Genomic DNA, 24,061 nt, shown 5'->3' with positions numbered 1-24,061 from the left:
AATTCCGCCTTACAACTTTTTGTCGGGGCGTAGCGCAGTCTGGTTAGCGCACTTGGTTTGGGACCAAGGGGTCGAAGGTTCGAATCCTTTCGCCCCGACCATTTTGGTTTAAATGACAATTCTTTATGGTGGGTGTAGCTCAGTTGGTTAGAGCATCAGGTTGTGGCTCTGAGGGTCGTGGGTTCGAGCCCCATCTCCCACCCCATAAATTTAATTTTTAATCAATAACTTCTGCGTTCGTAGCTCAATTGGATAGAGCACCAGACTTCGGATCTGGGGGTTAGGGGTTCGACTCCCTTCGGGCGTACCACCTGACTTAAATTTTAACGCGCTCGTAGCTCAGTTGGATAGAGCAACAGCCTTCTAAGCCGTAGGTCGCAGGTTCGAATCCTGCCGGGCGCACCACTAAACCCTATATTTCAAATCTTACTTATGATCAATTCTGATTGCAAACTTTCATAATCATCACAAAATCCAAATCTTTTTTACAATATGATAATCATTCTCATTGTTGTAACAATATGTAACATAAAAAATAGCCTTTATGATTTAATATAATTATTTATTGACAATAAAATAAATTTTTTATATAGTTATTACATAAATCAATTATATTTTATATAGTTAATTTAAAATTAATATAAAAGGACTTAAAAAATGAAAAAAGTTTTACTAATTTCATTATTAATTTTTGGTATCGGAGGCAGCTTAAGCTATGCCCAGCCTGCCTATAACTCAAACCCATCTGGGGCAGCTTTGACTCAGGAATTAAGCCCATCGGATATGGATGCAATTTTTGGTGGTCAGGTCAATGTAAGTCCATTGAGCTTAGATGAAATGAAAAGCACACAGGGCTTTGGCTTTTGGAATGACTTTAAGCGCGGATTTAGCTGGGGCACTGGATTTGCACTGGCACTCTTGCTTCTTTAAGGGATTATGATGAAAAAATTGACCTTTTTAGCCCTTTTTATTTCACTTTTCATCGCAGGGGTAGCTCACGCCACCCCACCCATAGAAGGTGATGTGCTTGAAAGTAATAATTTTACATTTGGCGTCGATGTTTCTGCAATGGCACTTAATAGGGTTGAAGATACTGCAGTACCTTTTGCATACCGCAACTCGATCAATCCCCAATACATTCCCCTACCCTCTTATCAAAAAGACAATCCCAAAACATCTCAGGTATTCTTTAATGCCAACATCAACGCTCGATATGGGATTTTAGACCGCTTGGAAATATCTGCCAATGCAAACGGCTACTACCAACATAACGCTGCAAAAAGTGATGACAATGTCGCTGGTTCTTTTGCTTTCAACTCCGCTAACATCGGTTTGATGGGCAAAATATATCAAAGTGAGACTTATAAATTTATCATCGGGGATAATTCAGACATCATCAGCAATAGCTTGTTTGAGAATACAAATACCCATATGAACTTTTTCAAAGGACATACATTATTTTTTAACATCGTCAAAGAAAAAAAGAAAGATGATAAGTTTGTATCCGCAATAACACAAATCTACTATAGGCTGAATCTAACTCAAAATTACAAAGATATGAGTTTCAGAAACGGCGATGAGGTTGGTGTAAGACTTTTATTGCAAATGAACAATGGGAATCATATGAGTTTTCTCGGGTTAGGCTATTCCCAAAAAGATTCAGATACGCTCAATCATATCAGATTGCATAAAAATGGTTTTGAATCCTATGGTGTAGGTATTGAAGGAGGAGGAAAATACGATTTCAATGAGCATTTTGGTTTTAAATATGGCATAGAAATAATGACTCAAGCTTTCAACTCTAATGTCATTGCTTACAATGGAACTATAGGGATATATTTCAAATAAACAAAGAGATTTTCTCTTTGTTTCTAGATTACAATACTATCTTTAAAAGTCATAAAATTTAATTTTTTATCAATAGAATTTCAATCAATCATCTTTCTTCGTTCTTATGATGATGTCAATCTCATAAAATCAAAAAGGCGAGAGGGCGGAGGAATCGAACCTCCCAACATCCAGACACCTGAACGCTCTATGGGTTTGAAGCCCAAGGCACGCACCAGCTATGCTTGCCCCCCATTAAACAAAACTTAAAACCGCTTTCATTATAATTATATTTATTTTAAAATCCCATAAAAGGACTGCTTTGAGAGAATCATTATCCCAACTCCCAAAAATTGACAAACTCCTCAAAGAACCCCGATTTCAAACTAAAAATATTTTTCTTTTAAAACAAATCGCCCAAGAACAAATCCAAATTTTACGCCAAAAACTGCTTGAAAATCAAATCTTACCCCCTTATGAAGATATTTTAGAAACCATCGCCAAAGCCTATGAAAAACTTTTAACCCCCGATTTAAAACCCTTGATAAACGCTACGGGCGTGATCCTTCAAACAAATCTTGGAAGAAGTATTTTTTCCAAAAAACTGCTTGAAGAAGTTTTTCCACTGATGGGCGAATACAATAATCTTGAATACGACTTACAAAAAGGTCAAAGAGGAGAAAGATATGCGCACATTAAAAAATTTATCTGCACACTTTTTGAATGCGAAGACGCCCTTGTAGTCAATAATAACGCCGCTGCAGTCTTGCTCATCATCAGCACTTTTGCTAAAAACAAAGAAGTGGTTATCTCAAGAGGCGAACTCATTGAGATTGGCGGGAGTTTTCGTATCCCTGAAATCATACTTTGTGCCGGAGGAATTTTAAAAGAAGTCGGGACAACGAACAAAACGCATTTACAAGACTATGAAAATGCACTCAATGAAAATTGCAGCCTCCTTCTTAAAGTCCATCAAAGCAACTTCAAGCAAATCGGCTTCACTCAAGAAGTCCCATTTCAAGACTTAAGCGCGCTGGCAAAAAAGCATAATCTGATTGATTACTACGATGTCGGAAGCGGTTTTATCGCTCCGATTCCTGAAATTTCTGAACCCTCTTTGATTGAGATTGCTTCCAAAAATCCAAGCTTAGTGAGTTTTAGCGGGGATAAGCTTTTAGGAGGTCCTCAAGCAGGGATCATTTTTGGAAAAAAAACCCTGATAGAACAGCTCAAAAAAAATCATCTCTTACGGGCATTGCGTGTTGATAAATTTACTATTTTTGCCCTTATGGCAACTCTAAAGGCCTACTTGGAAAACAAGATCGAAATGATTCCTACTCTCTCAATGTTGCATCAAACCCAAGAGCATTTACATCAAAAGGCGATTGAACTTTCTAAAAAACTCACGATTTTACCAAACCTCAATTGTAAAATCATCGCTTTGACCTCAAAAGCAGGCGGAGGAGCATTGCCTGAAAAAGAATTTTCCTCATATGGGATTTCTTTAAGCCATAAATTCATAAAAACACAAGCCCTCAATGAAAAAATACGCTCCAAAGGTCTGATTGCAAGAATCCAAAGCGACAAAATTCTTTTAGATACGCGTTGCTTAAATCCCTCTCATTTCAAACAAATTCAAAATATTTTCCTTGAGATAGAAAATGAAAAATGACCTTATTATAGGGCTTGGCGGGCATATTGATCACGGCAAAACAAATCTTATTAAAGCCTTAAATGGATTTGATGGAGATGGGCAGCCTGAAGAAAAACAAAGGGGTATCACTCTAGATATCAGTTTTTCAAACCTGTCCCTTCCCCCAAGATCAGACGATGATAAAGGCAGGAATATCGCTTTCATTGATGTTCCCGGTCACGAAAAACTCATCAAAAATATGATTGCTGGGGCATTTGGCATTGATGTTTTTCTCCTTGTCATCAGTGCAAATGAAGGGATTATGCCCCAAACCATCGAACATCTCCAAATCGCAGATATTCTTGGAATAACACTTGGAGTTTGCATCATCACCAAAATTGACTTACTCAAAGATGCAGAGGCACTGACGGACTTAAAAAAAGAGATCCAAACTTTATTTTCCAAACTCAAAAATATCAAGCTTTATAAAATTGCAGAATTCAGCATTCATATCCAAAGCACAAAAGAACAGCTTATCAATCTACTTTATGCAATTCCAAAACCCCAAAAAGAATTCGCTGCATTCTTCAGATATTACATCGATAGAGTTTTTAGTGTCGCAGGAGCAGGGACTATTGCAACTGGAAGTGTCCTAAGCGGAAAAATCTCCAAAAACGACTCCGTTTATATCTGCGATCTTGATACGGAAGCAACCATCAAAAACATCACCAACCATAACGTTTTCATCGATGAAGCAACCTCAGGACATCGGATCGCTTTTAACCTCAAGGGAATAGAGTCTTCTGCACTAAAAAGAGGTTTTTTACTTAGCAAAAAAGGATATATTAGAGGGTTTGATACAATCGATGTTATCATTTATCCATTACTTCAAGCTGACTTCCATAATCTAGAGGTACAATTTTTCATCGGAACCAAAAAATGCAACGCAAAAATTTCCCTATTAAACCCCTCTATAGATAATGCCGATAAACCCTACTTGCTCGCGACCTTAAAAACAGATGAAAAAATTTTCAGCGTTTTTGGCGAAAAATTTATCCTAAGAAATGGAGATAAAACCATAGGCGGGGGAGAAATCTTAAATCCAATCACTGATCCGATGAAAAAAAAGCAAAAATACGCATACTGCAATTTTTTACTTCAAAAAGATTTTAAAAATGCTTTTTTATTTTGCTCTTGCGCACATAAAAAAGGCTTTGCTCTAATCAGCTCCCCGCAACGATTTAACCTTTCTCACGAAGAATGCTTAAAAATCGCCTCTTTAATCCCTGAAGTTTTTCTTGATTCCAAAAACCTTGTGATCTATCACCCCCAAACATTTGAAATGATTAAAAACGATATCTTAGAAACTTTTGGAAAAAACAAAAATGCGATCCTATCAGCTGCAAGTATCCGACAAAAAATCAAATGGGCATCTTTGGATTTCATTCAAAAAGCCCTATGGGAATTAGAGAAAGAAAGATTTATCTACCAACAAGATGGGCTTTATCTATCTAAACAAAATAACATCAAAAACATTGCCGAATTTCTTCAAGAAACACTTTTTACAACCATTCTTTCTCAAAAATTCTCCCCGATTGCCCCTTACAATATTTATGATGATCTTGATATCGATACAAAAAGCGGGGACAATGCCCTAAAAAAACTATGTGCAAGCAAAAAAATCATCCGGCTCCAACATAATCTTTTTATCGCCCAAAGTGCCTTAAAAGAACTACACACTCTAATGCGTACGCTCATAGAACAGCACGGCTATATCGATGTCACACTTTTAAAAGCTAAGCTCCCTTTAAGTAGAAAATACCTGATTGCCTATCTTGAGAACCTCGATCAATTTGAAGATATTCAAAACATTCAAGGCAAGCGAACCTTTAAATATAAAGGAAAAAAATGAGACTGGATTTTTTGCAAAACTACCCCACAAACTCACAAGCCAATCAAATCCTTATTTCTTTGACCCAACCCAATCTTTCTCCCATAGACCCCGAAGAAAATGCACGCTTAATGCAAGACTCCAAAACGCTTGCAACGATTTTTGGGGGTGAATACAGCATACCGTTTGGCTTTCTTTGTGCCCATTGGACAGAATTATTTTTAAGACTTGCCAAGTTTTATAAAATCGCGTGTGCCATTAGCAACCATCAGCAGAGTTATGAAGCGCTCAAACTCCTGAATTTTCCTATTCATAAGCTCATTCCAAATAAAAAAAGTGGCTTGATTGAAGTTGAAAACGTTTTAGAAGCCATCCAAAAAAAATATGAATGTTTTATCATTCCTCTTGCCAATGAAGATATCTTGACACGCAATCCCATCGAAGAAATCAAACTTGTATTAAAAAAGCACTTAAAAAAATTTGTTCTGATTGTTGATATCAGCTATGCTTCAAGTCTAAATCTCCCCATACCTGATATCTTGGATGCACACACTCTATTTTTGCTCAATGGCGAATCTTTGGGCGTTTTGCGTTCTCACGGAGTCATCATTGCCAAAAATTTCTTTGACACGCAAATATTCCCAAAAACCTTGCCAACCCCAAAACTCTTCGCCTCATTGATTAAAGGTCTTAAAGATTTGCAAGAAACTTCCCAAGAAGATAGCAAAAACGCATTTTATCAAGACTTAAAAGAAAAACTTAAAGATAATTTAAATTTATTTGCTCCCCTTGAAAACACGCTTCCAAACTCACTCCCCCTAAGGTTTGCCTCCATAAAAGCAAGAAATCTCTTGCAAGCACTCCTGATCCAAAAAATCTATGCTATCAACGGAACGCAATGCCTTTATGGTTTTTTCTCTCCCTCCTTTGTCCTCCAAGAGATGGGCTATACAGAACTTGAGGCAAGAGAATTGCTAAGTGTGAGCTATAAGAAAAATCCAAAAGCACTTTGTGAGACCTTAGCCCAAACATACCATCAAATCCGAACACTAGAAATCTAAATAATCCCGTTTTTATAGAGCTTATAAAATTCCTTTGCGCTTCTCCCACTCCTATTTCCTTTGATACCTGCATAATTCATCGCTTGATTTTTGATGGATAAAAACTCTTCTTCAGTAGCGCATAAGCTTCTCACAATCGCCAAATATTCCTCTGCTCCAAGCGCATAAACCCCCATAGACAGCCCGAAACGATCACTTAAAGAGATCAACTCATCAAATACATCATTTTGATGGATCTCTAAAACTTCTTCACTCTCAGCAACCAAATGGCGCCGATTGGAAGTCGCATATACCAACACGTTTTCAGGTTTCTTCTCAAGCGAACCCTCCAAAACGCTTTTAAGGGCTTTGTAACTTTTATCACCGACTTCAAAAGACAAATCATCACAATAAATCACAAATCGGAATGATCGCTCTCTTAAATCATCTATCAAAAAAGGCAGGATATGAATGTCGTTTTTTTCTATCTCAACCAAACGCAAAGGTGTATCAACCTCATAGAGGTATTTTGCAAACACTCCTTTCATCATTGAGCTTTTGCCACAGCCCCTCGCTCCCCATAAAAGGACATTAGAAGCACTTTTTCCCTCACAAAATGCTAAAGTGTTTTTTTCAAGTTTTTTAATCTCTGCCTCTAATCCCAAAAGCCCTCTCAAATCAACCCTGTCAAATTCTTTGATCAGATGAAAATACCCACCTAAAAAGTTTCGGAATACGCAAGCTTTACTCTTTTCCCAATCGCATTTTAAATCCATACTTTTACCCCACTTAAAAACACCATTTAAAATCTAAAAAACTCATCTTTGCAAATACTCTTCATAACTGCCTCTAAAATCAATCACTTTTGCCCCCTCTTGGCTTGGAACAAGCTCAATGATCCGATTGGCATACGCATCAATCAGCTCCCGATCGTGACTCACACAAATCACACAACCCTCAAACTTATAAAGTGCTTCCCCCAAAGCAATGATAGATTCCAAATCCAAATGATTCGTTGGCTCATCAAGCACCAAAAAATTACCTCCCTCAAGCATTAGTTTTGAAAGCACCATCCGATGCTTTTCCCCACCACTTAAGGCATCGATACTTTTTTCTTGCTCTTCCCCGCTAAAAAGCATTCGCCCTAAACTCGTCCTAATTTCAGAAGATTCTATTTTTTTGTCAAAACTGCGAAGCCATTCATAAAGACTCTCTTTGCCTTTGATTTCTTCGCTCACATTTTGAGGAAAATATCCTCTTTGCACTGTTGCTCCCCATTTTACACTACCTATATCAGCAGGAAGCTCTTCTACAAGGATTTTACATAGTGTGCTTTTGCCCACTCCATTAGGTCCTATGATGGCAATCTTATCGCTTGGCATTACCTTAATACTCACATTTTTAAGCACAGGATGATCTCCGTAGCTTTTAGAAACATTCTCACATTCAAGTGCCTCATTCCCAATCAAGCGTTTTGGTTTGAATACAATGCTTGGATCGCGTCTAGCTGAAACTGCCAAGCTTTCGATATTGAGTTTTTCAAGCTGTTTTTGCCTAGAAGTGGCTTGTTTGGCTTTACTTGCGTTAGCTGAAAAACGTGCGATAAAAGTCTCAAGCTCTTCTTTTTCCTTAAGCTTTTTATTTCTTTGGGCTTCTTGTTGTTTTGCAATGAGTGTAGAAGCAATATACCAATCATCATAATTCCCGCTAAACTCTCGCACGGTATGAAAATCCATATCCAAAATATGCGTACAAACTGCATTTAAAAAGTGCCTGTCGTGGCTGATGACTACCATTGTCCCTTCGTGATGCTTCAGATTTTCTTCCAGCCACGCAATAGAATGCAAATCAAGGTTATTAGTCGGCTCATCTAAGAGTAAAATATCAGGCTTTGGAAAAAGCACTTGCGCCAATAAGATTTTGAACTTATCCCCGCCTGTGAGTGTCCTCATAGGTTCTTCGTGCATCGATCTTTCAAATCCTAAATCCTCCAATATTTTTTCAATCACAACTTCTGCTTCATACATCGGATCTTCTTCAGCACAAATCATTTCAAGCTCTCCTAAACGCTCATTGATTTTTTCATCACTCAAATCGCCTTGTTCATAAAGCTTCTCTTTTTCCTTAATTGCCTCATAAAGCCTCTTATTCCCAATCAAAACAGCATCTTTAAGGCTAAGATACTCAAAAGCATATTGATCCTGCCCCAAAACACCCAAACGCAATCCTGATTCAATCACCACTTCCCCACTGCTTGCCTCATTTGCCCCACTTAGGATTTTTAAAAATGTACTTTTTCCTGCACCATTAGCCCCTATAAGCCCGTATCGCTTATTTTTGTCCAATTTAATATTAACATTTTCAAAAAGTTTTTTGGTAGCATAACGCATTGTAAGATTGATTGTCTGCAACATCAAAGGATCCTTCGTTTAAAATTTTGAAATATTTTGATCAAATTTTACCAAAACCAACAAGAATATAAATCTAAATTTTAAGACAAAAGTTATACAATGCGAGCCGTTTGAGTTAAAATCAAAAGCGTTAAATGCCAAAGGAATTTCAATGATAAAGTTATTTTTTCTAAGTCTCATCGCACTGGGGGCAATCCTAAACGCCCAAACCTTAAATGTCTATGGTCCAGGAGGTCCTGCCCCTGCCATCAAAGAATTGGCAAAAACTTATGAAGCCAAAACGGGAAATCAAATCAACATCATCGCAGGACCAACTCCGATTTGGAAAGAAGAAGCACTCAAAAACGCTGATATTTTCTTTAGCGGTTCTTCATTGATGATGGATGAATTTGCCAATATTTTTTCATCAAAAATCAATCTCAAAAACACGCAAGTCCTCAACATTAGAGAATCAGGAATTCTTGTGCGTCCAAACAATCCCAAAAAAATCCACTCTTTTGATGATCTTTTAAAACAAGGGGTGGGTGTTTTGGTCGTAGATGGTTCAGGACAACCCGGATTATGGGAAGATATGGCACTTAAAAACGGGAATATAAGCAATCTAGAAAAACTCCGAAAAAATATCCTCGTATTTGCAAAAAATAGTGCCGAAGCACTGAAATCTTGGAATCAAGACAAAAACATCGATGCAATGATCATTTGGAAACATTGGCAAAATGATGGGGCAAAATTCATTCCCGCAGGAAAAAACTATGTGATTTATCGTGCCGCAGAAATCGTCATTGCAAACGATGCTCAAAATAAAAAACTCGCTCAAGAATTTATCGACTTTATCCGCTCCAATCAAGCCCAAAAAATCTGGGTACAAAAAGGCTGGATCGCCCGATAATTCGTAATTTATAAAAGCAGCCCTTCACGATTGCTGCAAAACAACCTATCTTCTTCTAGAAGATAACCCAACCATACAAAGGAGAGATGATGGACTCGCTTCCAAACAGCACTTTCTATCGAAAAAAACGTTATTTTGTTTATTTTATCATCACCATAATCGCCATAGTCCTGCCCTTTATCAAAATCAATGGGAACCATATTTTTTTGCTGTCTTTTGACCGAATGGAACTCCATTTGGTTGGAATTGTTTTTAACGTCCAAGAGTTGTATTTAATGCCTTTTTTGCTCATCATTTTATTTGTGGGTATATTTTTTATGACAACGCTAGGAGGACGAATCTGGTGCGGTTGGAGCTGCCCACAAACAATATTTCGCGTGATTTATCGCGACCTTATAGAGACTAAAATCTTAAAACTACGCAAAAAAATCTCCAACAAACAAGAAAAACCCAAGCTCAATCTATTTTCCAATGACATTAAAAAAATCGTCGGGATTTTGATTTTTGCCCTGATTGCCTTGATGGCTGCAGCGGTATTTTTATTTTATTTCGTCCCGCCTGAAGATTTTTTTACCTATCTTGCCTCGCCAAAAGACCATAAGGTATTATTGGCATTTTGGCTTTGTATTGCGATTTTTTTGATCTTTGATATCACTTTTATAGCAGAGAATTTTTGCATTTATATGTGCCCTTATGCCAGAGTGCAATCCGTGCTTTATGATGATGATACCATCACTGCCATTTATGATGAAAAGCGTGGCGGTTCCATCTATACCCAAGAAGGAGAAAAAATCCATTTGCCCCCGCAAAAACGTGACGCAAATGCCGAATGTATCAACTGCGAAAAATGTGTTCGTGTCTGCCCCACTCATATTGATATCCGCAAAGGAATGCAACTTGAGTGTATCAATTGCCTTGAATGCGCCGATGCCTGTACAGCCGTGATGGGCAAACTCGGAAAACCCTCATTAATCGGTTGGATCTCTCCAAATGCCCTAAAGACAAAAACTAAAGTCAAGTATTTCAGATTCAAAACCATCGGCTATATGGTCGTGCTTGGTTTTGTTTTTGCCATTCTTTTAATCGTAGGGGGCAAAAAAGAGCATATGCTTTTAAACATCACGCGTACCACTGAGCTTTATGAAATCAGAAATCCAAGTACGATCGATAATGATTATGTCTTTTTATTCCAAAATACCGATAAGAATGATCACCGATACGCTTTCAAAATCAAAAATCGCGACGATATTGAAATCATTCGCCCTACAAGCGATATCCCTCTAAAAGCAGGGAGCAAAATCAAAGAAGTCGTAATTTTGAGAGCAAAAAAACCTTTAGGGGACAATACCAATAAAGATATCACAATCCCTATCACCATTGAGGCTTTTGCCACCGATGAACCTGACAAAATCCGCATAGAACGAAAAACGGTTTTTGTCTATCCTCGTGCAGATATCTTACAACAACACTGATGTCTGATATCTTAATGTCTTGATTGAAAATACCCTTAAAACAAGGGTTTGACACATTTGATAAGCAAGACTACTTGCTTTCATTTGAAATATTCATCATTATGAGTTATAATAAATAAAAATATATGTTGTATAAATAATAAGGATATTTTCAGGGGCAAAAAGAAATGGTATATGATGAAATATTTTGCTTTAAGGCTTTATTTCAAACATTGTTTTACTATAATAGGATCAAACAATGATAAAAATTCCTAAACTAGTCTTTTGCTTTTCTTGTGCATTTTTGTTCAACGATCTGGTTTATGCAGAGACTAACGCAACAAATGATTTTTACTATCTTTATGGAAAAACTTATAATGATAACGGATACATCAGTGGTTTGAGCACAGGCTCTAGTAAGACTTATACTCCCACTTATAATTTTGGAAACCATTATCTAGCTATCCGAAATAAAAATTATATCGGTCCGGGTTATCTAGGTCATCAATCTGTAACCATCATTGCTAAAAATATAAATTTTGAGGCAAATTCTTTGCTCAAAATGGGCAATGGATCCCTAGTAGGATCGAGTTCAGATCTAACAATAAACGGCGATGTTTCAATGGCAAGCGGGAGTATGTTGGAGGGTCAAAGAGGAAGTATAACAATTAATGGCAGTATCTCAGGAAGCGGAAAAATTCAAACCGATTCTGGATATGCTCTTAACATTAAAGGAGCTACCGATATTGCTTTGGATACGCTGAACACAACAGGTACTGCAACCCTAAATGCTTCAAACAATATCACAATAAATAATTTTACATTATCTGGAAATACCAATACATTAAGTGCTAAAAATCTAACCATTGCCAACACACTTAATCTTTATGAAAATGCCACATTAAATGCCTTGGGCGTAAGTGGAAATATCACCATAGGAACCTTGACCAATGCAACATCAATAGCAGCTTCCTTTCGAACCGGCACTTTAGATACCCACGCAAACGTTACCATCACTGATATCAATCTAAACAACTTTACCAGTGGGCGTTCGCTTGCTGTGAATACACACGGCTATGGCGATATTACATTAAACGGAGCTCTTAAATTAAACGGCTCTGCAGGGGGAATCGGACTTGCAGGCTCCACAGGAGTTTTTAATCTCAATGGTAAAAATATCACATTCAATCAAGATGTGACCTTAGGCTATTATACCAGTCTCAAAGTCTCAGGTACAGGAACTTTTAATGCACAAAAAATCAATGTGGGCAACGGTTCGACAACAGGCAATACAACATTAGATTTTTCAGGAATTCAAGGTGCTACAACCATAAAAGCATTGGAACTAAGCACTGCAAGCGTCTATGGATCTAACTTTACCATCGGCTCACTAACAGCACATAAAGGCGCTTCAAGATCAATTTTTTACAACAATATTGGCACAAGCACTATTGACACACTTTATTTAGCAGACAATGGAACAAGTACCGTTGATAACTCTATATTGGAATTTAAAGGTGGTGGCACTTCATTGGATGTCAAAACCCTCAAAACAGATAAGTGGGCAATATTGGATGCTTCTGTCATCTCTAAACTTACCATAGGCACTCTAGAGTCTAACTATTCGACCATCAAGGCCAAAGATTTAACCCTAAATAACGGCACTTTCAGTAGTGGGGCTACCTATCTTTATGCTGACACCACCACTTCCAATGGCACAATTTCACTTGATAACAGCGCGGAATTATGGCTTAAAAGCGGTCAGTCATTTACTGCCGATACGCTCAATATGAAAAATAGCTCCAAGCTTTATGCCGCAAGTGACAATGGCGGAATGAAGGGAACGACCACAATCAACCATATCATTTTTGACAATTCCCAAATCTATGCCAACAACCTCACTACCCAAGATATTCAAGTAAAAAATAACGGAAGCGTGACTTTGAGCAAAGGAAGCGCTTACACCAATCAAGGCGATTTAAACATTACAGATGGGAGCTATTTAGAGATCCACAATGGTGACTTTATCAATAACGGAGAGCTAAATATTACGCTTGGAGCCGATCCGAAAAAAAATGCCAAAAATCTCATCAATGTATTGGATGGGTCTTTTACCTTTGATATGACCAAATACTCTACAGGCAAAACAGATACCTATAAAGACGCTTCAGGCATACCTGAGTATTTTTCCAAAGACACTGATGCAAGCGATCCAAAAAATCCCTACTACGCTACTTTTGAGCTAAAAGATGCAGACGGAAAAGTAGTAAGTCGCCTCAATCAAAGCCAAATCAGCGAGGACAAAATCGTATCAGATAATCAAGGACACTACTATATCCCTCAAACAGATGCAAGCGGAAAAACAACAAATTATTATCTGCAATATATAGACGCTAACGGAAATGCAATTGGCACTGATGCTACAGGTTATTTCAACAAAAATACAGCACAAAGTGCTGGTTATAAGACCCTCACAGGCGATATCAAAGTCCCTAAGGCTGCAATCAACGTTACTCTAGACCCTAGCGGTCTGAGTGCAGGCACAACTTACAATCTCCTTACAACCAAAAGTGGCATCCAGTTTAAAGATGGCTCAATCATCTACAATTCTTCTACTTCACAATATGCAGGCTACAAAAAAGAGTTGAACCAAAGGGTTAATTTCACCACATCAGATGGTTCAACACTTGCAATCACATATTGGATGAGTGATGATAATAAAACCATTGGTTTTCAATACGATACAGGCAAACATTATATCGATGCCCAACCTTTCATCAAGCCTGGTACTTGGGTGCTTGGAATTGGATCAGGGGCTGCTGCATTTGGCTCTATGGGTGGCATACCTGGAGCGAGTGGTTTGGCAAAAAGCTATACACTCAAGCTCCAAGCCCAACAATGGCACAACAACGTAACAGGTCAAGATGAAAGCACTGTTTATTTCCTCCAAAACCTCAACTACAACAACTACGGCAACACAAGTGCTGTTTTCACTATAGATGCCATAGGGAGTGATTTCGCGCTAGGCAAGAACCAAGATATAGGAGGCATAGGCGGTGTGATCAACATTGGTCCTTATAATGCCAAATCTAATATGGTTCTCAAAGCTGATAATATTTATTTGGGAGGCACGATTAATCTAGGTGATGGAGCACTTATCAGTGGGCATTTGGATTTGGAAGCCAAAAATTCAAGCGGTAGTCTTGGTAAAATCTTAGGTGATGATCCCAATGCCATCATTAATGTCAAAAATCACTCTAGTCTAAAAGCTGTAGGGAGCAGTTTTGATTATAAAGGAACGATCAACCTAAATGGGAATAAAACCATTACGGATGAAGTTGGTTTGGATCTAAGTGGAATCACAGGAAAAATCACTATAGGCACTCTAAATGCAACGGCTGCAAGACCCAATAGCGTGGATAAAAACGCTGGGATCAAAATGAAAGATTTCACGATTACAAATCTCAATGTCTATAATGGAAATGGTGGAAGCATTAATAATTTTTATTCTGAATTCACCACAAATATCGGAGATTCTAGTATTGGCACACTGACTTTAGTAAAAGGAACAACTGGTGTAGATCAGGCTGGATTAAAATTCAGCGGTGGGGGGAACAGTCTTACTATAGACACTGCTAATATTAACGAATCGAGCTTTTTAGATGCAAGCAAAATCACCAATGTTTATATCAATAAAGCCCTCAATATCCCTGATTCACCAGAAATTACTTTTGATCGTGGGGTTCACGGCGTGATATTTGATAATCTCACGCTCAATGATGGCGCGATAATGAACTATGGCGGACCAACCAACCTTACAATCAACGGGGATTTTACCAATAAATACGGACTAATGAATGTGACACCCAAGGGAAGCACTATCCAAACCATCAACGTCAAAGGCAATGCCTCTTTTTATTTCAATGACAATGGAACTGATAGTAGCGGTATCGCCACCCCACTCATCAAAATCAGCGATGTCAAAGGTCTCAAACTCAATCAAAAATACACACTCTTAAAAACAGGTGGAACTATCACTTATATCTACACTAATTCAGAGGGCAAAATATTCAAATCCACTGATTCCAAAGATAATGCCAACAATCTATACAATGAAATGGCAGATAGAATTGCCCTACTCAACAGCGATGGATCTCAAAGCAAAGATGCAGAAAAAACCGTGAATGACAAAGAAATCTCTTTCATTATTAAAGAAGAAGACAAAACAAACCCTTATGATCCTAATGACATTCGATATTGGTTTTACAAAAAAGGCGGAAAAGTTTGGATCAATGATATTGGCAACACAGGGGCAAGCGTTATGGACTGGCTCCAAGTCTTAATGATTGATAAGCACAATGGCTTATGGGCAAAAGACAGAGTATTTTCAAACGATTTAAATTATTTCGTTCGTGTCTCTTCCCAACTCCAAAGCACAATGGGACAACTCTCATCAGTCAATCGTAAAAATAATTCCACAGCTGCTACAAGGCTTGCTACAGACGTCAATAAAATGAGTCGATTAGTAAAACTCTCAAGCACAAAAGCAAATATGCCCACATTTGCCGATATGTTAAGGGATTTGGAGAAAAAGCATTTTGCCGATGCTAGAAGTGGCAATATAAATGCGATCTATAAATACGCCAACAGAAACCTCTATAAAAACAACGTTTGGGCTACTGCTATTGGAACTGCTAGTTTCGTAGATGGAGGGAACAGCACTTTATATGGAATCAATGCTGGTTATGACAGATTTATCAATAATGTAATCATCGGGGGATATATCGCCTACGCTCAAGGAAAATACAATGGCGATATCATACGAAATAACTCTTATAACGCAAATGCAGGGCTTTATTCTAGAGCCTATATAGGAAATAGCGAATTTGATATCTCTGCAAGTGAAACTTTTGGCTTCAACAAAGAAGAAATCTATTCACAAGATATGATTCTAAGCCAACTCAATCAAAGCTATCATTACAATACCTACACCACCAATATTAACGTTAATTATGGGTATGTCTTTGGCATCAGTGAAAAATCAGTTGTTATCAAGCCTCAAATAGGCTTAAGCTATTATTACATCGCTGCTACCAAAATTTTGGGTAATATGGTCAATCCTGTAGATAATGATTTGCGAGTTGATGCCGATCCTGATCAAAAACAAGATGTTGCCCTCAATCTTGCTATCGAAACCCGTCAATACTTTAAAAACTCCTCTTATTGGTATTTTATAGCTGGTATCAGCCGCGACTTGTTTCTTAAATCCAAAGGCGATCAAGAAGTCAGATTTGTGGGCAATAATACCCTTAGCTACAAAAAAGGAGACCAACTCAATACCTATGCCTCTCTAACTGCGGGTGGTGAAATGGAACTTTTTAGAAGAATCTATGTAAATTTAGGTCTAGGGGCAAAGGCAGGGATGGCTTATAAAGACATCAATATCAGTGGTAATGTGGGAATGAGATACGTATTCTAAGCTTCCCCACCATTTACCTTGCTTTAGATATTAAATTTCTTGCGCTTTAAATTTTATATATAATATATTTATTCATTTAAAATATTCATAAACTTTAAAAAGGCAAAAGAATGAAGATAAATCTAGGTTTTACAGATCACAAAAGACCTCTTGGCAAGCAAGATATTAAAACCCTCTCCCTTTCCTCTCTTGGAGGGACATTGGAATTTTATGATTTTATTATTTTTGTGTTTTTTGCTCCTGTAATTTCGCATTTATTTTTTCCTGCTTCACTCAATCCCTTTTGGAGCTCTTTGAATACTTATGGGACATTTGCTGCAGGCTATTTTGCTCGCCCTTTAGGGGGTATTATTATGGCACATTTCGGGGATAAAAACGGGCGAAAAAATATGTTTATGCTTTCGATTTTGCTGATGGTAATCCCAACTTTTTTAGTCGGAATACTACCTGTTTATGAAAGTATCGGGTATTTTGCACCATTGATTCTTTTGCTTGTGCGAATTCTGCAAGGAATTGCAATTGGAGGCGAACTACCTGGCGCGTGGGTATTTATCTCTGAACACGTCCCAAAAAAACATCTAGGATTTGCTATGGGTGTGCTTACTGGCTGTGTCGTGGGAGGAATTCTATTGGGATCTGTGGTCGCATTTTTCATCAATATTTTTTTCACTTCCGTTCAAATTGAGGATTTTGCTTGGAGATTGCCCTTTATTTTAGGAGGAGTGTTTGGGATTATTTCTATTTTTCTACGCAGGTATTTGGAAGAAACGCCTATTTTTCAAGAAATGAAAGCAAGTAATTCTTTGGTCAAACTCCCGATCAAAAAAGTATTTGAAAGCGCTAAAACAGGTGTTATTATTTCCGCTTTAATGACTTGGGTGCTCACAGGATGTATTGTCGTGCTGATTCTTTTAATGCCTAATTTTATGAAAGGAGTTTTACAAGCTTCAAACACTCAAATCATTTTAATCCAAATGCTTGCTATTTTTGCAGTAGCCATTGGTTGTGTCATTGCAGGCGTTTTGGCTGATAAGTTTGGTGTTCTTAAGATTTGTTGTATTTTTGGGCTTGGATTTTGTGCTTCTTCTTTGATATATTTTTATGAGCTCTACCATCAAAGCCAAATTCAAAGTGTTTTTTTCTGGTATATAATCTCAGGAATTTTTGCAGGCGTAATGAACTTCACTCCTTTGATTATGGTGCGTATTTTTCCCTCCAATATCAGATTCAGCGGACTATCATTTTCCTATAATCTTGCTTATGCGATTTTTGGGGGATTTGCCCCAATTCTTGTAGTCAGCCTAAATGCCTATAATCCGATATGGATAGGATATTATCTAGGATTTTTGGGAATAGTGGCAGTTTTTGTCAGCCTTTATTTAAGATTAAAAAATCTTGGATAAAACGTAGTATTAATTTCTATGATAAAATATAATATCTGATAAATAAGAGGCAAGATGAAAATGACAATTTTTGGCGGCGGGGCTTGGGGAAGAGCTCTTGCATTTGCCTTTGGACAAAAAAACGAGGTTCGAATCATCTCAAGACGCGATATTACCTCTATGCTTAAACCCTTGAATGAAACCCTAAGCCAAAACTCCCGTCCAGCCATCTTGCAATCCTCTCTTGAAGAAGGTTTGAAATCTGAACTTTTTGTTATTGCCATCAGTGTTCAGGCATTAAGAGAATGGTTTGCTTGTGCGCATTTAGATCAAAAAGCAAAAACACTCATCGCAAGCAAAGGGATTGAAGAGGGTACGGGAGCCTTTGTAAGTCAAATCGCGCAAGACTTTATTTCTGAAGAAAATCTCTGCTTTTTGACAGGTCCAAGTTTTGCCAAAGAAGTTGCTTTAGGTCTTCCCTGTGCTTTAGCGATCCATTCAAGCAACCCCCTCCTTGCTCAAGAGTTTGCAAATAAAATGCCTACTTTTATCAAACCCTATGTAAAGAACGATATGATCGGAGGGGAAATCGCAGGCGCTTATAAAAACGTCATTGCGATAGCAGGAGGGATCTGTGATGGACTGGAACTAGGACAAAACGCCAAAGCTTCCCTTTTATCGCGCGGGCTTGTTGAGATGTGTCGGTTCGGGGAATATTTTGGGGCAAAAATGCAAACTTTTTTAGGACTCGCAGGCGCAGGCGATTTATTTTTGACAGCCAATTCTATCCTTTCTAGAAACTATCGTGTCGGATTGGGATTAGCAAAAAACAGACCTTTGGAAGATATTTTAAACGATCTAGGCGAGGTCGCTGAAGGCATCAAGACTTCTAAGGCAATCACTCAAATCGCCCAAAGAGAAGGCATTTATACCCCTATTGCCACAGAAGTTCAAGAAATTATTCAGGGCAAAAGCCCATTAGAGAGTATGGGAACTTTGATGAAAAGATAACCTTAATAAAATCAAAATTTTAACAAAGGAATTTTATGAGCTCAAATGAAAACAGCTTTTCAGATATCTTACTGAAACTGCAAAATTTTTGGAAAAATCAAGGTTGTCTGATTGTTCAGCCTTATGATATTCCCGCAGGAGCAGGAACATTTCACCCTGCCACTTTGCTTAAGAGTCTTGAAAGCAAGCCTTGGAGTGTCGCCTATGTAGCTCCTTCGCGCCGCCCTACAGATGGAAGATATGGAGAGAATCCTAATCGCTTAGGGAGCTACTATCAATTCCAAGTCCTCATCAAACCAAGTCCAGATAACATTCAAGAACTTTATCTAAAAAGCCTTGAAGCCTTAGGGCTTAATATCAAAGAACACGATGTCCGTTTTATCGAAGACAACTGGGAATCTCCGACTTTAGGGGCTTGGGGGCTTGGATGGGAGGTTTGGCTTGATGGAATGGAAATCACACAATTCACCTACTTTCAACAAGTTGGGGGCATAGCCTGCGATCCTGTCCCCGTAGAGATTACCTATGGCGTCGAACGCCTAGCAATGTATATTCAAGGCGTAGAATCCATCTTTGATATACAATGGGCAAAAAACCCAAATGGAGAAAGTGTCAAATATGCAGATGTGCATTTAGAAGCTGAATATGAATTCAGTAAATACCATTTTGAAATCGCAGATACAAAAATGATTTTTGAAATGTTTGAAAAAGCCCAAAATGAAGCCAAAAGATGCTTGCAAGCTTCACTTCCTTTGCCTGCATACGATTATACGATGCTTAGTTCGCATTTCTTCAATATTTTAGATGCAAGAAAGGCGATCTCTGTAGCCCAAAGACAAAGCCATATTCTCCAAATCCGAGAAATCGCCAAAGGTTGTGCCGCGCTTTATAAAGAACAAGAGGAAGAAAGAGAAGAAAGAATCAAAGCGCATTTAGTATGAAAAAAGTTTGTGAAATTTATGATGTCTTAAATTCTATTTCTCCTTTTGAATTGCAAGAAAAATGGGATAACAGCGGGTTGAATCTAGGAAATGAAGATGAAGATGCCAAAGAAATTTATTTGTGTTTGGAGGTCACACCTGAAATTGCCCAAAGTGTTTCACCCCAGAGCCTTATCATTGCGCATCATCCCTTATTTTTTAAACCTTTAAAATCTTTTTCTTACAATTCCTATCCTGCAAACATCGCTAAAATTCTGATAGAAAAAAATTGCTCCTTAATCTGTATGCACACAAACTTCGATACCACCCACCTCAACCCTTATTTTGCACAAAATATTCTAGGATTTGAAGGTCTCAAAACAGACGGCATTGCTTTAAGTGGTGCCATACAACCCATAAAATTTTCACTTTTAGCTGAAAAAATCAAGCAAAAGCTAAATTTGCCCTCAATCAAATGCGCTCAAAGTTCTGATATAATTGACTTTGTCTCTATCGTGTGTGGTGCAGGCTCTTCCCATCTGTATCAAAACAGCTTAAAACAAAATTCGTGTCTGATAACTGGGGACATTAAATACCACGATGCAATGATTGCAAAGTCACTCAAAATCAGTCTGATTGATGCAGAGCACTATCAAAGTGAAAAAAATTTTCCTCAAATCTTGCAAACCATTTTGAAAACTAAGGGTTATCAAGCTATAATTAAAGATTGTAAAAATCCATTTACACATCTATAAGGATAAGAATATGAACAAAAACCTCCAGCAGCTCATTCAAATATCAAACCTTGATAAAGAGATTGACAACCTAGAGCCTAAAATCGCACAAAAAAGAAGCGATCTTGACAAAACCATTCGTTCCAAAGAAATTAAAAATTTGGAATTTCTAAATCTAGAAGAAGATAAAAAGGACATTAAACTTCAAATCTCAAGAAATGAACAAGTTTTGCAAGATGTGAGTGCCAAACTCGAAAATATTTATAAAAAAATCTCGGAAGTGAGATCAGAAAGAGAACTCAAAGCACTTAATATTGAAGAAGAGATTGCCAAAGAACAATCTGCTCAAGCCAATCAAGAAATCCAAAGGCTTGAAACTGAATTCGAACACAAAACCGAATTGCAAAAATCTGTCGAATCCACAATCACTGAACTTGAAAAAACAATCACTGAACTTGAAGAAAAAGTAAGCAAGGACATCGAAGAGATCAAAGATCAACAAGAAAAAATATTTGCTCAAAAACAAAAACTCATCGTTACTATGGATCAAAAACTCATCAGTTTTTATGAAAAAGTCAGAAAATGGGCTAAAAATGCCAGCGTTGTTCCTGTCAGAAAACAAGCTTGCGGGGGTTGCTTCATCAGAATCAACGATAGAGTGTATGCAGAAATCATTCAAAGCAACGACATCATTACCTGCCCACATTGTGGGAGAATTCTTTATATTGAGGAAACGGTATAAAGTGTTTTTATGTTTGAGGTGGCTTATTATTTAATATTTTTGATCGTTTATGTCATTTCAATCCCATTATTGATTTTGACATCGTTCAAATCAAAGCATAAACGATCAATCCCTGCAAGATTTTTTCTAAAAAATTTTTCTCTTCGCTCTTTGCCACATTTTTGGTTTCACGCCTGTTCATACGGAGAAATCAAATCATTAGAACCTATCATCAAAGCAATGCCCCAAAAACCGATATTACTCACCGTCATCACACAAACAGGTTTTGATCTTGCAAGCCTGACCTACAAAGACTATCCCCATATTGAAATTAAATTTCTACCTTTTGAGATATTTATCCCTTTTTGGAAAAATGCCTTAAAATCTCTGAAAACCCTCGTGGTTACAGAAGCTGAACTTTGGTATTTGCTCTTTAAAAGTGCAAAAAATGCTGGGGCAAAAACAATGCTCATCAATTCTAGAATCTCCACGCGTTCTTTTCCCAAATATAAAAAATTTGCCCGATTTTATAAAAAAGTCTTTGGACAAATTGATGAAGTTTTAGCCCAAGAAGCTACAGATGGCGCAAGATTAAAAATTCTTGGAGCACAGCATATTGAAATATTTGGAAACCTAAAACTCTTGTGCCTTCCTCTCAAAAGCATCGATTATCCCAAAAGTCCCGATCTGACAATTGTAGGTGCAAGCACGCATTATGGAGAAGAAGAGCTTATTTTAAAAGCATTTTTAAACCTTAAAAGCACTTTTCCCAAATGCAGACTTATCCTCGCCCCTAGACATCCTGAACGCTTTGAACAAGTCGAAAGACTCATCAAAAAAATGATCTCTGCAACCCCTCATACATACAAAGTTTTTTCCCGATCGGGCTTTTCTCAAGACTGCGATATTTTTCTCATTGACACCTTAGGCGAACTGAATAATTTCTATGCAATCGCAGACATTGTTATTTTGGGCGGATCTTTTGCTAAAATAGGCGGGCATAACCCTCTTGAACCTGCATTTTTTCATACCAAACTCATTAGCGGGCCTTATATTTTCAATCAAAATGCCCTTTTTGATGCAATTGAAGGTTATAAAATCGTGAATGAAAATGAACTCCAAGAGACTCTCAAGGATTTTAAATCCCTTCCAAATACCACGATGAAAAATAAAGAAGACAAGCTTCAAATCCTTGTCTCAAAAATAGTAAATTCTAAGGACTTCAATGGATAAAGCTTATAAACTCCTAAGCATTCAAGAAAAAATTTCAAACAAAAAAGCCAAATCACTCATCGATCAAGGACTTGTAGTCTGCAATGGTAAAAAGCTCACCATTGCACGCGCTGATCTTCCCAAAAATTCTGTTTTCGAAATCTCTACCCTCCAAGAACCTAAAATCATTTTTGAAGATGAAAATATCCTTGCGATTGATAAACCTGCTTTTATAGAAAGCTACCAACTCACCCAAATATTTCAAGACTGGGTTTTATTGCACCGACTTGATAAGGAAACTAGCGGAATTATCTTGCTTGTAAAAGAAAACAGCTCTTTTCATTTGGAAGCAAAAACAGCTTTCAAAAAACAAAATGTTTATAAAGAATACCTTGCATTAGTAGATGGAATGGTTGCTGAAGAATGTGAAATCAATAAACCTATCCTTACAATCAAAGGCACCTATGCTAAAAGCAAAATCTCCAAAGATGGCTTAAATGCCATTACATTTATAAAACCCTTGCGCATTATCGGAAAAAAAACATTGCTTGAAGTCCTAATTAAAACAGGACGCACCCACCAAATCAGGGTTCATCTTGCGAGTATCGGTCATCCCGTTGTAGGTGATACTTTTTATGGAGGCTCAAATGCCAAACGCCTAATGCTTCACGCCCATAAAATCTCTTTATTGGGGTATGAATTTACCTCTAAAGCCCCTGATGCATTCAAAAATCTTTAATGTGAGTGCGGATTTTAAATCCATAGATAAGCTCATTAAAAATCTTCCTGTTTTTTCGCTTACAAAACACCAAGACATCACTCTAGTATTATTTGAAGTCCTTTCAAATATCCTTGAACACGCTATTTTTGGCAATGAAAAAAATGAGATTTTTGAAGGAAAAATAAAAAAAAGTCTCCAAAAAATCAATCTCAGTTTTTTCCATCAAAGCAATAAGCTTGAAGTCATTATCCATTACCGCCGCATTCCTTATACAAAAAAATCAAGATGTTTTTTTGGTGGCAATGGCAAAAAGATAATAAAATATCTCTGCAAAAACTACTCTTATGGGAACATAGGAAAAATGGCTTATGAAAAAATATCTTTTTGTTTAAAATAGGCGGAAAAAAATGAACATAACCATTTCAAAAACTGAAAAAAACGAAATGTTTATCAAATGTATCGGAAAAATCAAAACCTACGATGAATTTTTAGAATTCAAAGAAAAAATTCGTCCCGCACTCAAAGAAGTCAATCAGGATTCAAGCAAAATTCTTTTTATATTTTTTATCAATTCTTACCCTATCAATTCCTACACGATAGGCTATCTATTAAAACTAAAAGAAAATGATTTTATCGATGTAAAAATTTATACCAATGATATGAAATTATTCAATTTATTCAAAATTCTAGAATTGATTGAAAAATTTGAAATCTCTATCAAACAAAGCGAATAAGGATC

Annotated in this window: 19 protein-coding genes and 4 tRNA genes; 21 read left to right on the top strand and 2 right to left on the bottom strand. The window is 37.3% G+C overall.

What is annotated here, in order from left to right; translation table 11 throughout:
- Positions 1–23: 23 nt before the first annotated feature.
- The 9 genes from BKH41_RS06560 to BKH41_RS06515 all read left to right on the top strand — a co-directional run bounded on the left by BKH41_RS06560 (position 24) and on the right by BKH41_RS06515 (position 6,412).
- A tRNA-Pro gene (locus BKH41_RS06560) sits at positions 24–101 on the top strand.
- A 27-nt stretch (positions 102–128) separates the two neighbouring features.
- Positions 129–205, top strand: a tRNA-His gene (locus tag BKH41_RS06555).
- Positions 206–233: 28 nt separating this feature from the next.
- A tRNA-Arg gene (locus BKH41_RS06550) sits at positions 234–310 on the top strand.
- Between the two features lie 18 nt (positions 311–328).
- Positions 329–405: transfer RNA gene (locus tag BKH41_RS06545), tRNA-Arg, on the top strand.
- Between the two features lie 252 nt (positions 406–657).
- A complete protein-coding gene (locus BKH41_RS06540) occupies positions 658–930 on the top strand; it encodes a hypothetical protein (protein WP_095298213.1) in 273 nt (90 codons plus the stop codon).
- A 9-nt stretch (positions 931–939) separates the two neighbouring features.
- Positions 940–1,848, top strand: a complete 909-nt coding sequence (locus BKH41_RS06535) for a hypothetical protein (protein WP_095298210.1) — start codon at positions 940–942, stop codon at positions 1,846–1,848.
- A 301-nt stretch (positions 1,849–2,149) separates the two neighbouring features.
- Positions 2,150–3,499, top strand: a complete 1,350-nt coding sequence (gene selA / locus BKH41_RS06525; protein WP_095298208.1) for an L-seryl-tRNA(Sec) selenium transferase — start codon at positions 2,150–2,152, stop codon at positions 3,497–3,499.
- Positions 3,489–5,372, top strand: a complete 1,884-nt coding sequence (gene selB / locus BKH41_RS06520) for a selenocysteine-specific translation elongation factor (protein ID WP_095298206.1) — start codon at positions 3,489–3,491, stop codon at positions 5,370–5,372. Before selA ends, selB begins: the two co-directional genes overlap by 11 nt.
- Complete coding sequence (locus BKH41_RS06515; RefSeq protein ID WP_095298204.1) at positions 5,369–6,412, top strand: nitrogen fixation protein NifS; 1,044 nt, start codon at positions 5,369–5,371, stop codon at positions 6,410–6,412. Before selB ends, BKH41_RS06515 begins: the two co-directional genes overlap by 4 nt.
- On the opposite strand, the gene BKH41_RS06510 is transcribed toward BKH41_RS06515, so the two are convergent.
- On the bottom strand, positions 6,409–7,167 hold the full coding sequence (locus tag BKH41_RS06510) for an ATP-binding protein (protein WP_095298202.1): 759 nt from the start codon (positions 7,165–7,167) through the stop codon (positions 6,409–6,411). The genes BKH41_RS06515 and BKH41_RS06510 overlap by 4 nt on opposite strands.
- A gap of 42 nt (positions 7,168–7,209) precedes the next feature.
- Positions 7,210–8,805, bottom strand: a complete 1,596-nt coding sequence (locus tag BKH41_RS06505; RefSeq protein WP_095298200.1) for an ATP-binding cassette domain-containing protein — start codon at positions 8,803–8,805, stop codon at positions 7,210–7,212.
- Between the two features lie 148 nt (positions 8,806–8,953).
- On the opposite strand from BKH41_RS06505, the gene BKH41_RS06500 reads away from it, so the two are divergent.
- The 12 genes from BKH41_RS06500 (at position 8,954) to BKH41_RS06445 (ending at position 24,056) form a co-directional block, all read left to right on the top strand.
- Positions 8,954–9,691 (top strand): extracellular solute-binding protein, encoded by a 738-nt coding sequence (locus tag BKH41_RS06500; RefSeq protein ID WP_095298198.1) that lies wholly within the window; start codon positions 8,954–8,956, stop codon positions 9,689–9,691.
- Positions 9,692–9,780: 89 nt separating this feature from the next.
- Positions 9,781–11,163, top strand: a complete 1,383-nt coding sequence (ccoG, locus tag BKH41_RS06495) for a cytochrome c oxidase accessory protein CcoG (protein WP_095298196.1) — start codon at positions 9,781–9,783, stop codon at positions 11,161–11,163.
- Between the two features lie 238 nt (positions 11,164–11,401).
- A complete protein-coding gene (locus BKH41_RS06490; protein WP_095298193.1) occupies positions 11,402–16,621 on the top strand; it encodes a vacuolating cyotoxin family protein in 5,220 nt (1,739 codons plus the stop codon).
- Between the two features lie 110 nt (positions 16,622–16,731).
- Positions 16,732–18,024 carry an MFS transporter gene (locus tag BKH41_RS06485; protein WP_095298191.1) on the top strand — a complete coding sequence of 431 codons (1,293 nt, stop codon included), beginning with the start codon at positions 16,732–16,734 and terminating at the stop codon, positions 18,022–18,024.
- Positions 18,025–18,078: 54 nt separating this feature from the next.
- On the top strand, positions 18,079–19,014 hold the full coding sequence (locus BKH41_RS06480; protein WP_095298189.1) for an NAD(P)H-dependent glycerol-3-phosphate dehydrogenase: 936 nt from the start codon (positions 18,079–18,081) through the stop codon (positions 19,012–19,014).
- A 35-nt stretch (positions 19,015–19,049) separates the two neighbouring features.
- Positions 19,050–19,955 (top strand): glycine--tRNA ligase subunit alpha, encoded by a 906-nt coding sequence (gene glyQ, locus BKH41_RS06475; RefSeq protein WP_095298187.1) that lies wholly within the window; start codon positions 19,050–19,052, stop codon positions 19,953–19,955.
- Complete coding sequence (locus tag BKH41_RS06470; RefSeq protein ID WP_095298185.1) at positions 19,952–20,689, top strand: Nif3-like dinuclear metal center hexameric protein; 738 nt, start codon at positions 19,952–19,954, stop codon at positions 20,687–20,689. Before glyQ ends, BKH41_RS06470 begins: the two co-directional genes overlap by 4 nt.
- A 10-nt stretch (positions 20,690–20,699) precedes the next feature.
- Positions 20,700–21,410: a zinc ribbon domain-containing protein gene (locus BKH41_RS06465; RefSeq protein ID WP_095298183.1), complete on the top strand. Its 711-nt coding sequence runs from the start codon at positions 20,700–20,702 to the stop codon at positions 21,408–21,410.
- Positions 21,411–21,419: 9 nt separating this feature from the next.
- Positions 21,420–22,622 carry a lipid IV(A) 3-deoxy-D-manno-octulosonic acid transferase gene (gene waaA / locus BKH41_RS06460; RefSeq protein WP_095298181.1) on the top strand — a complete coding sequence of 401 codons (1,203 nt, stop codon included), beginning with the start codon at positions 21,420–21,422 and terminating at the stop codon, positions 22,620–22,622.
- The gene (locus BKH41_RS06455; protein ID WP_095298179.1) at positions 22,615–23,340 is read left to right on the top strand and encodes an RluA family pseudouridine synthase; all 726 of its coding nucleotides are present in this window, start codon (positions 22,615–22,617) and stop codon (positions 23,338–23,340) included. Before waaA ends, BKH41_RS06455 begins: the two co-directional genes overlap by 8 nt.
- Positions 23,321–23,719, top strand: coding sequence for a hypothetical protein (locus BKH41_RS06450; RefSeq protein WP_095298175.1), 399 nt, complete (start codon positions 23,321–23,323; stop codon positions 23,717–23,719). Before BKH41_RS06455 ends, BKH41_RS06450 begins: the two co-directional genes overlap by 20 nt.
- A 10-nt stretch (positions 23,720–23,729) precedes the next feature.
- Complete coding sequence (locus tag BKH41_RS06445) at positions 23,730–24,056, top strand: hypothetical protein (RefSeq protein ID WP_095298172.1); 327 nt, start codon at positions 23,730–23,732, stop codon at positions 24,054–24,056.
- Positions 24,057–24,061 lie beyond the last annotated feature (5 nt).

This window comes from Helicobacter sp. 12S02232-10, from assembly GCF_002272895.1.
GTDB lineage: Bacteria > Campylobacterota > Campylobacteria > Campylobacterales > Helicobacteraceae > Helicobacter_J.
Note: the sequence above shows the minus strand (reverse complement) of the source record. Positions and strands in the feature narration are given on the sequence as shown.

Coding starts and splice junctions, on each gene's coding strand:
- ccoG (WP_095298196.1), top strand. CDS start 9,781: ATGGACTCGCTTCCAAACAGCACTTTCTATCGAAAAAAACGTTATTTT.
- BKH41_RS06500 (WP_095298198.1), top strand. CDS start 8,954: ATGATAAAGTTATTTTTTCTAAGTCTCATCGCACTGGGGGCAATCCTA.
- BKH41_RS06535 (WP_095298210.1), top strand. CDS start 940: ATGAAAAAATTGACCTTTTTAGCCCTTTTTATTTCACTTTTCATCGCA.
- selB (WP_095298206.1), top strand. CDS start 3,489: ATGAAAAATGACCTTATTATAGGGCTTGGCGGGCATATTGATCACGGC.
- BKH41_RS06450 (WP_095298175.1), top strand. CDS start 23,321: ATGCATTCAAAAATCTTTAATGTGAGTGCGGATTTTAAATCCATAGAT.
- BKH41_RS06510 (WP_095298202.1), bottom strand. CDS start 7,167: ATGGATTTAAAATGCGATTGGGAAAAGAGTAAAGCTTGCGTATTCCGA.
- BKH41_RS06505 (WP_095298200.1), bottom strand. CDS start 8,805: ATGTTGCAGACAATCAATCTTACAATGCGTTATGCTACCAAAAAACTT.
- BKH41_RS06445 (WP_095298172.1), top strand. CDS start 23,730: ATGAACATAACCATTTCAAAAACTGAAAAAAACGAAATGTTTATCAAA.
- glyQ (WP_095298187.1), top strand. CDS start 19,050: ATGAGCTCAAATGAAAACAGCTTTTCAGATATCTTACTGAAACTGCAA.
- BKH41_RS06540 (WP_095298213.1), top strand. CDS start 658: ATGAAAAAAGTTTTACTAATTTCATTATTAATTTTTGGTATCGGAGGC.
- BKH41_RS06485 (WP_095298191.1), top strand. CDS start 16,732: ATGAAGATAAATCTAGGTTTTACAGATCACAAAAGACCTCTTGGCAAG.
- BKH41_RS06480 (WP_095298189.1), top strand. CDS start 18,079: ATGAAAATGACAATTTTTGGCGGCGGGGCTTGGGGAAGAGCTCTTGCA.
- BKH41_RS06465 (WP_095298183.1), top strand. CDS start 20,700: ATGAACAAAAACCTCCAGCAGCTCATTCAAATATCAAACCTTGATAAA.
- BKH41_RS06515 (WP_095298204.1), top strand. CDS start 5,369: ATGAGACTGGATTTTTTGCAAAACTACCCCACAAACTCACAAGCCAAT.
- BKH41_RS06490 (WP_095298193.1), top strand. CDS start 11,402: ATGATAAAAATTCCTAAACTAGTCTTTTGCTTTTCTTGTGCATTTTTG.
- waaA (WP_095298181.1), top strand. CDS start 21,420: ATGTTTGAGGTGGCTTATTATTTAATATTTTTGATCGTTTATGTCATT.
- BKH41_RS06470 (WP_095298185.1), top strand. CDS start 19,952: ATGAAAAAAGTTTGTGAAATTTATGATGTCTTAAATTCTATTTCTCCT.
- BKH41_RS06455 (WP_095298179.1), top strand. CDS start 22,615: ATGGATAAAGCTTATAAACTCCTAAGCATTCAAGAAAAAATTTCAAAC.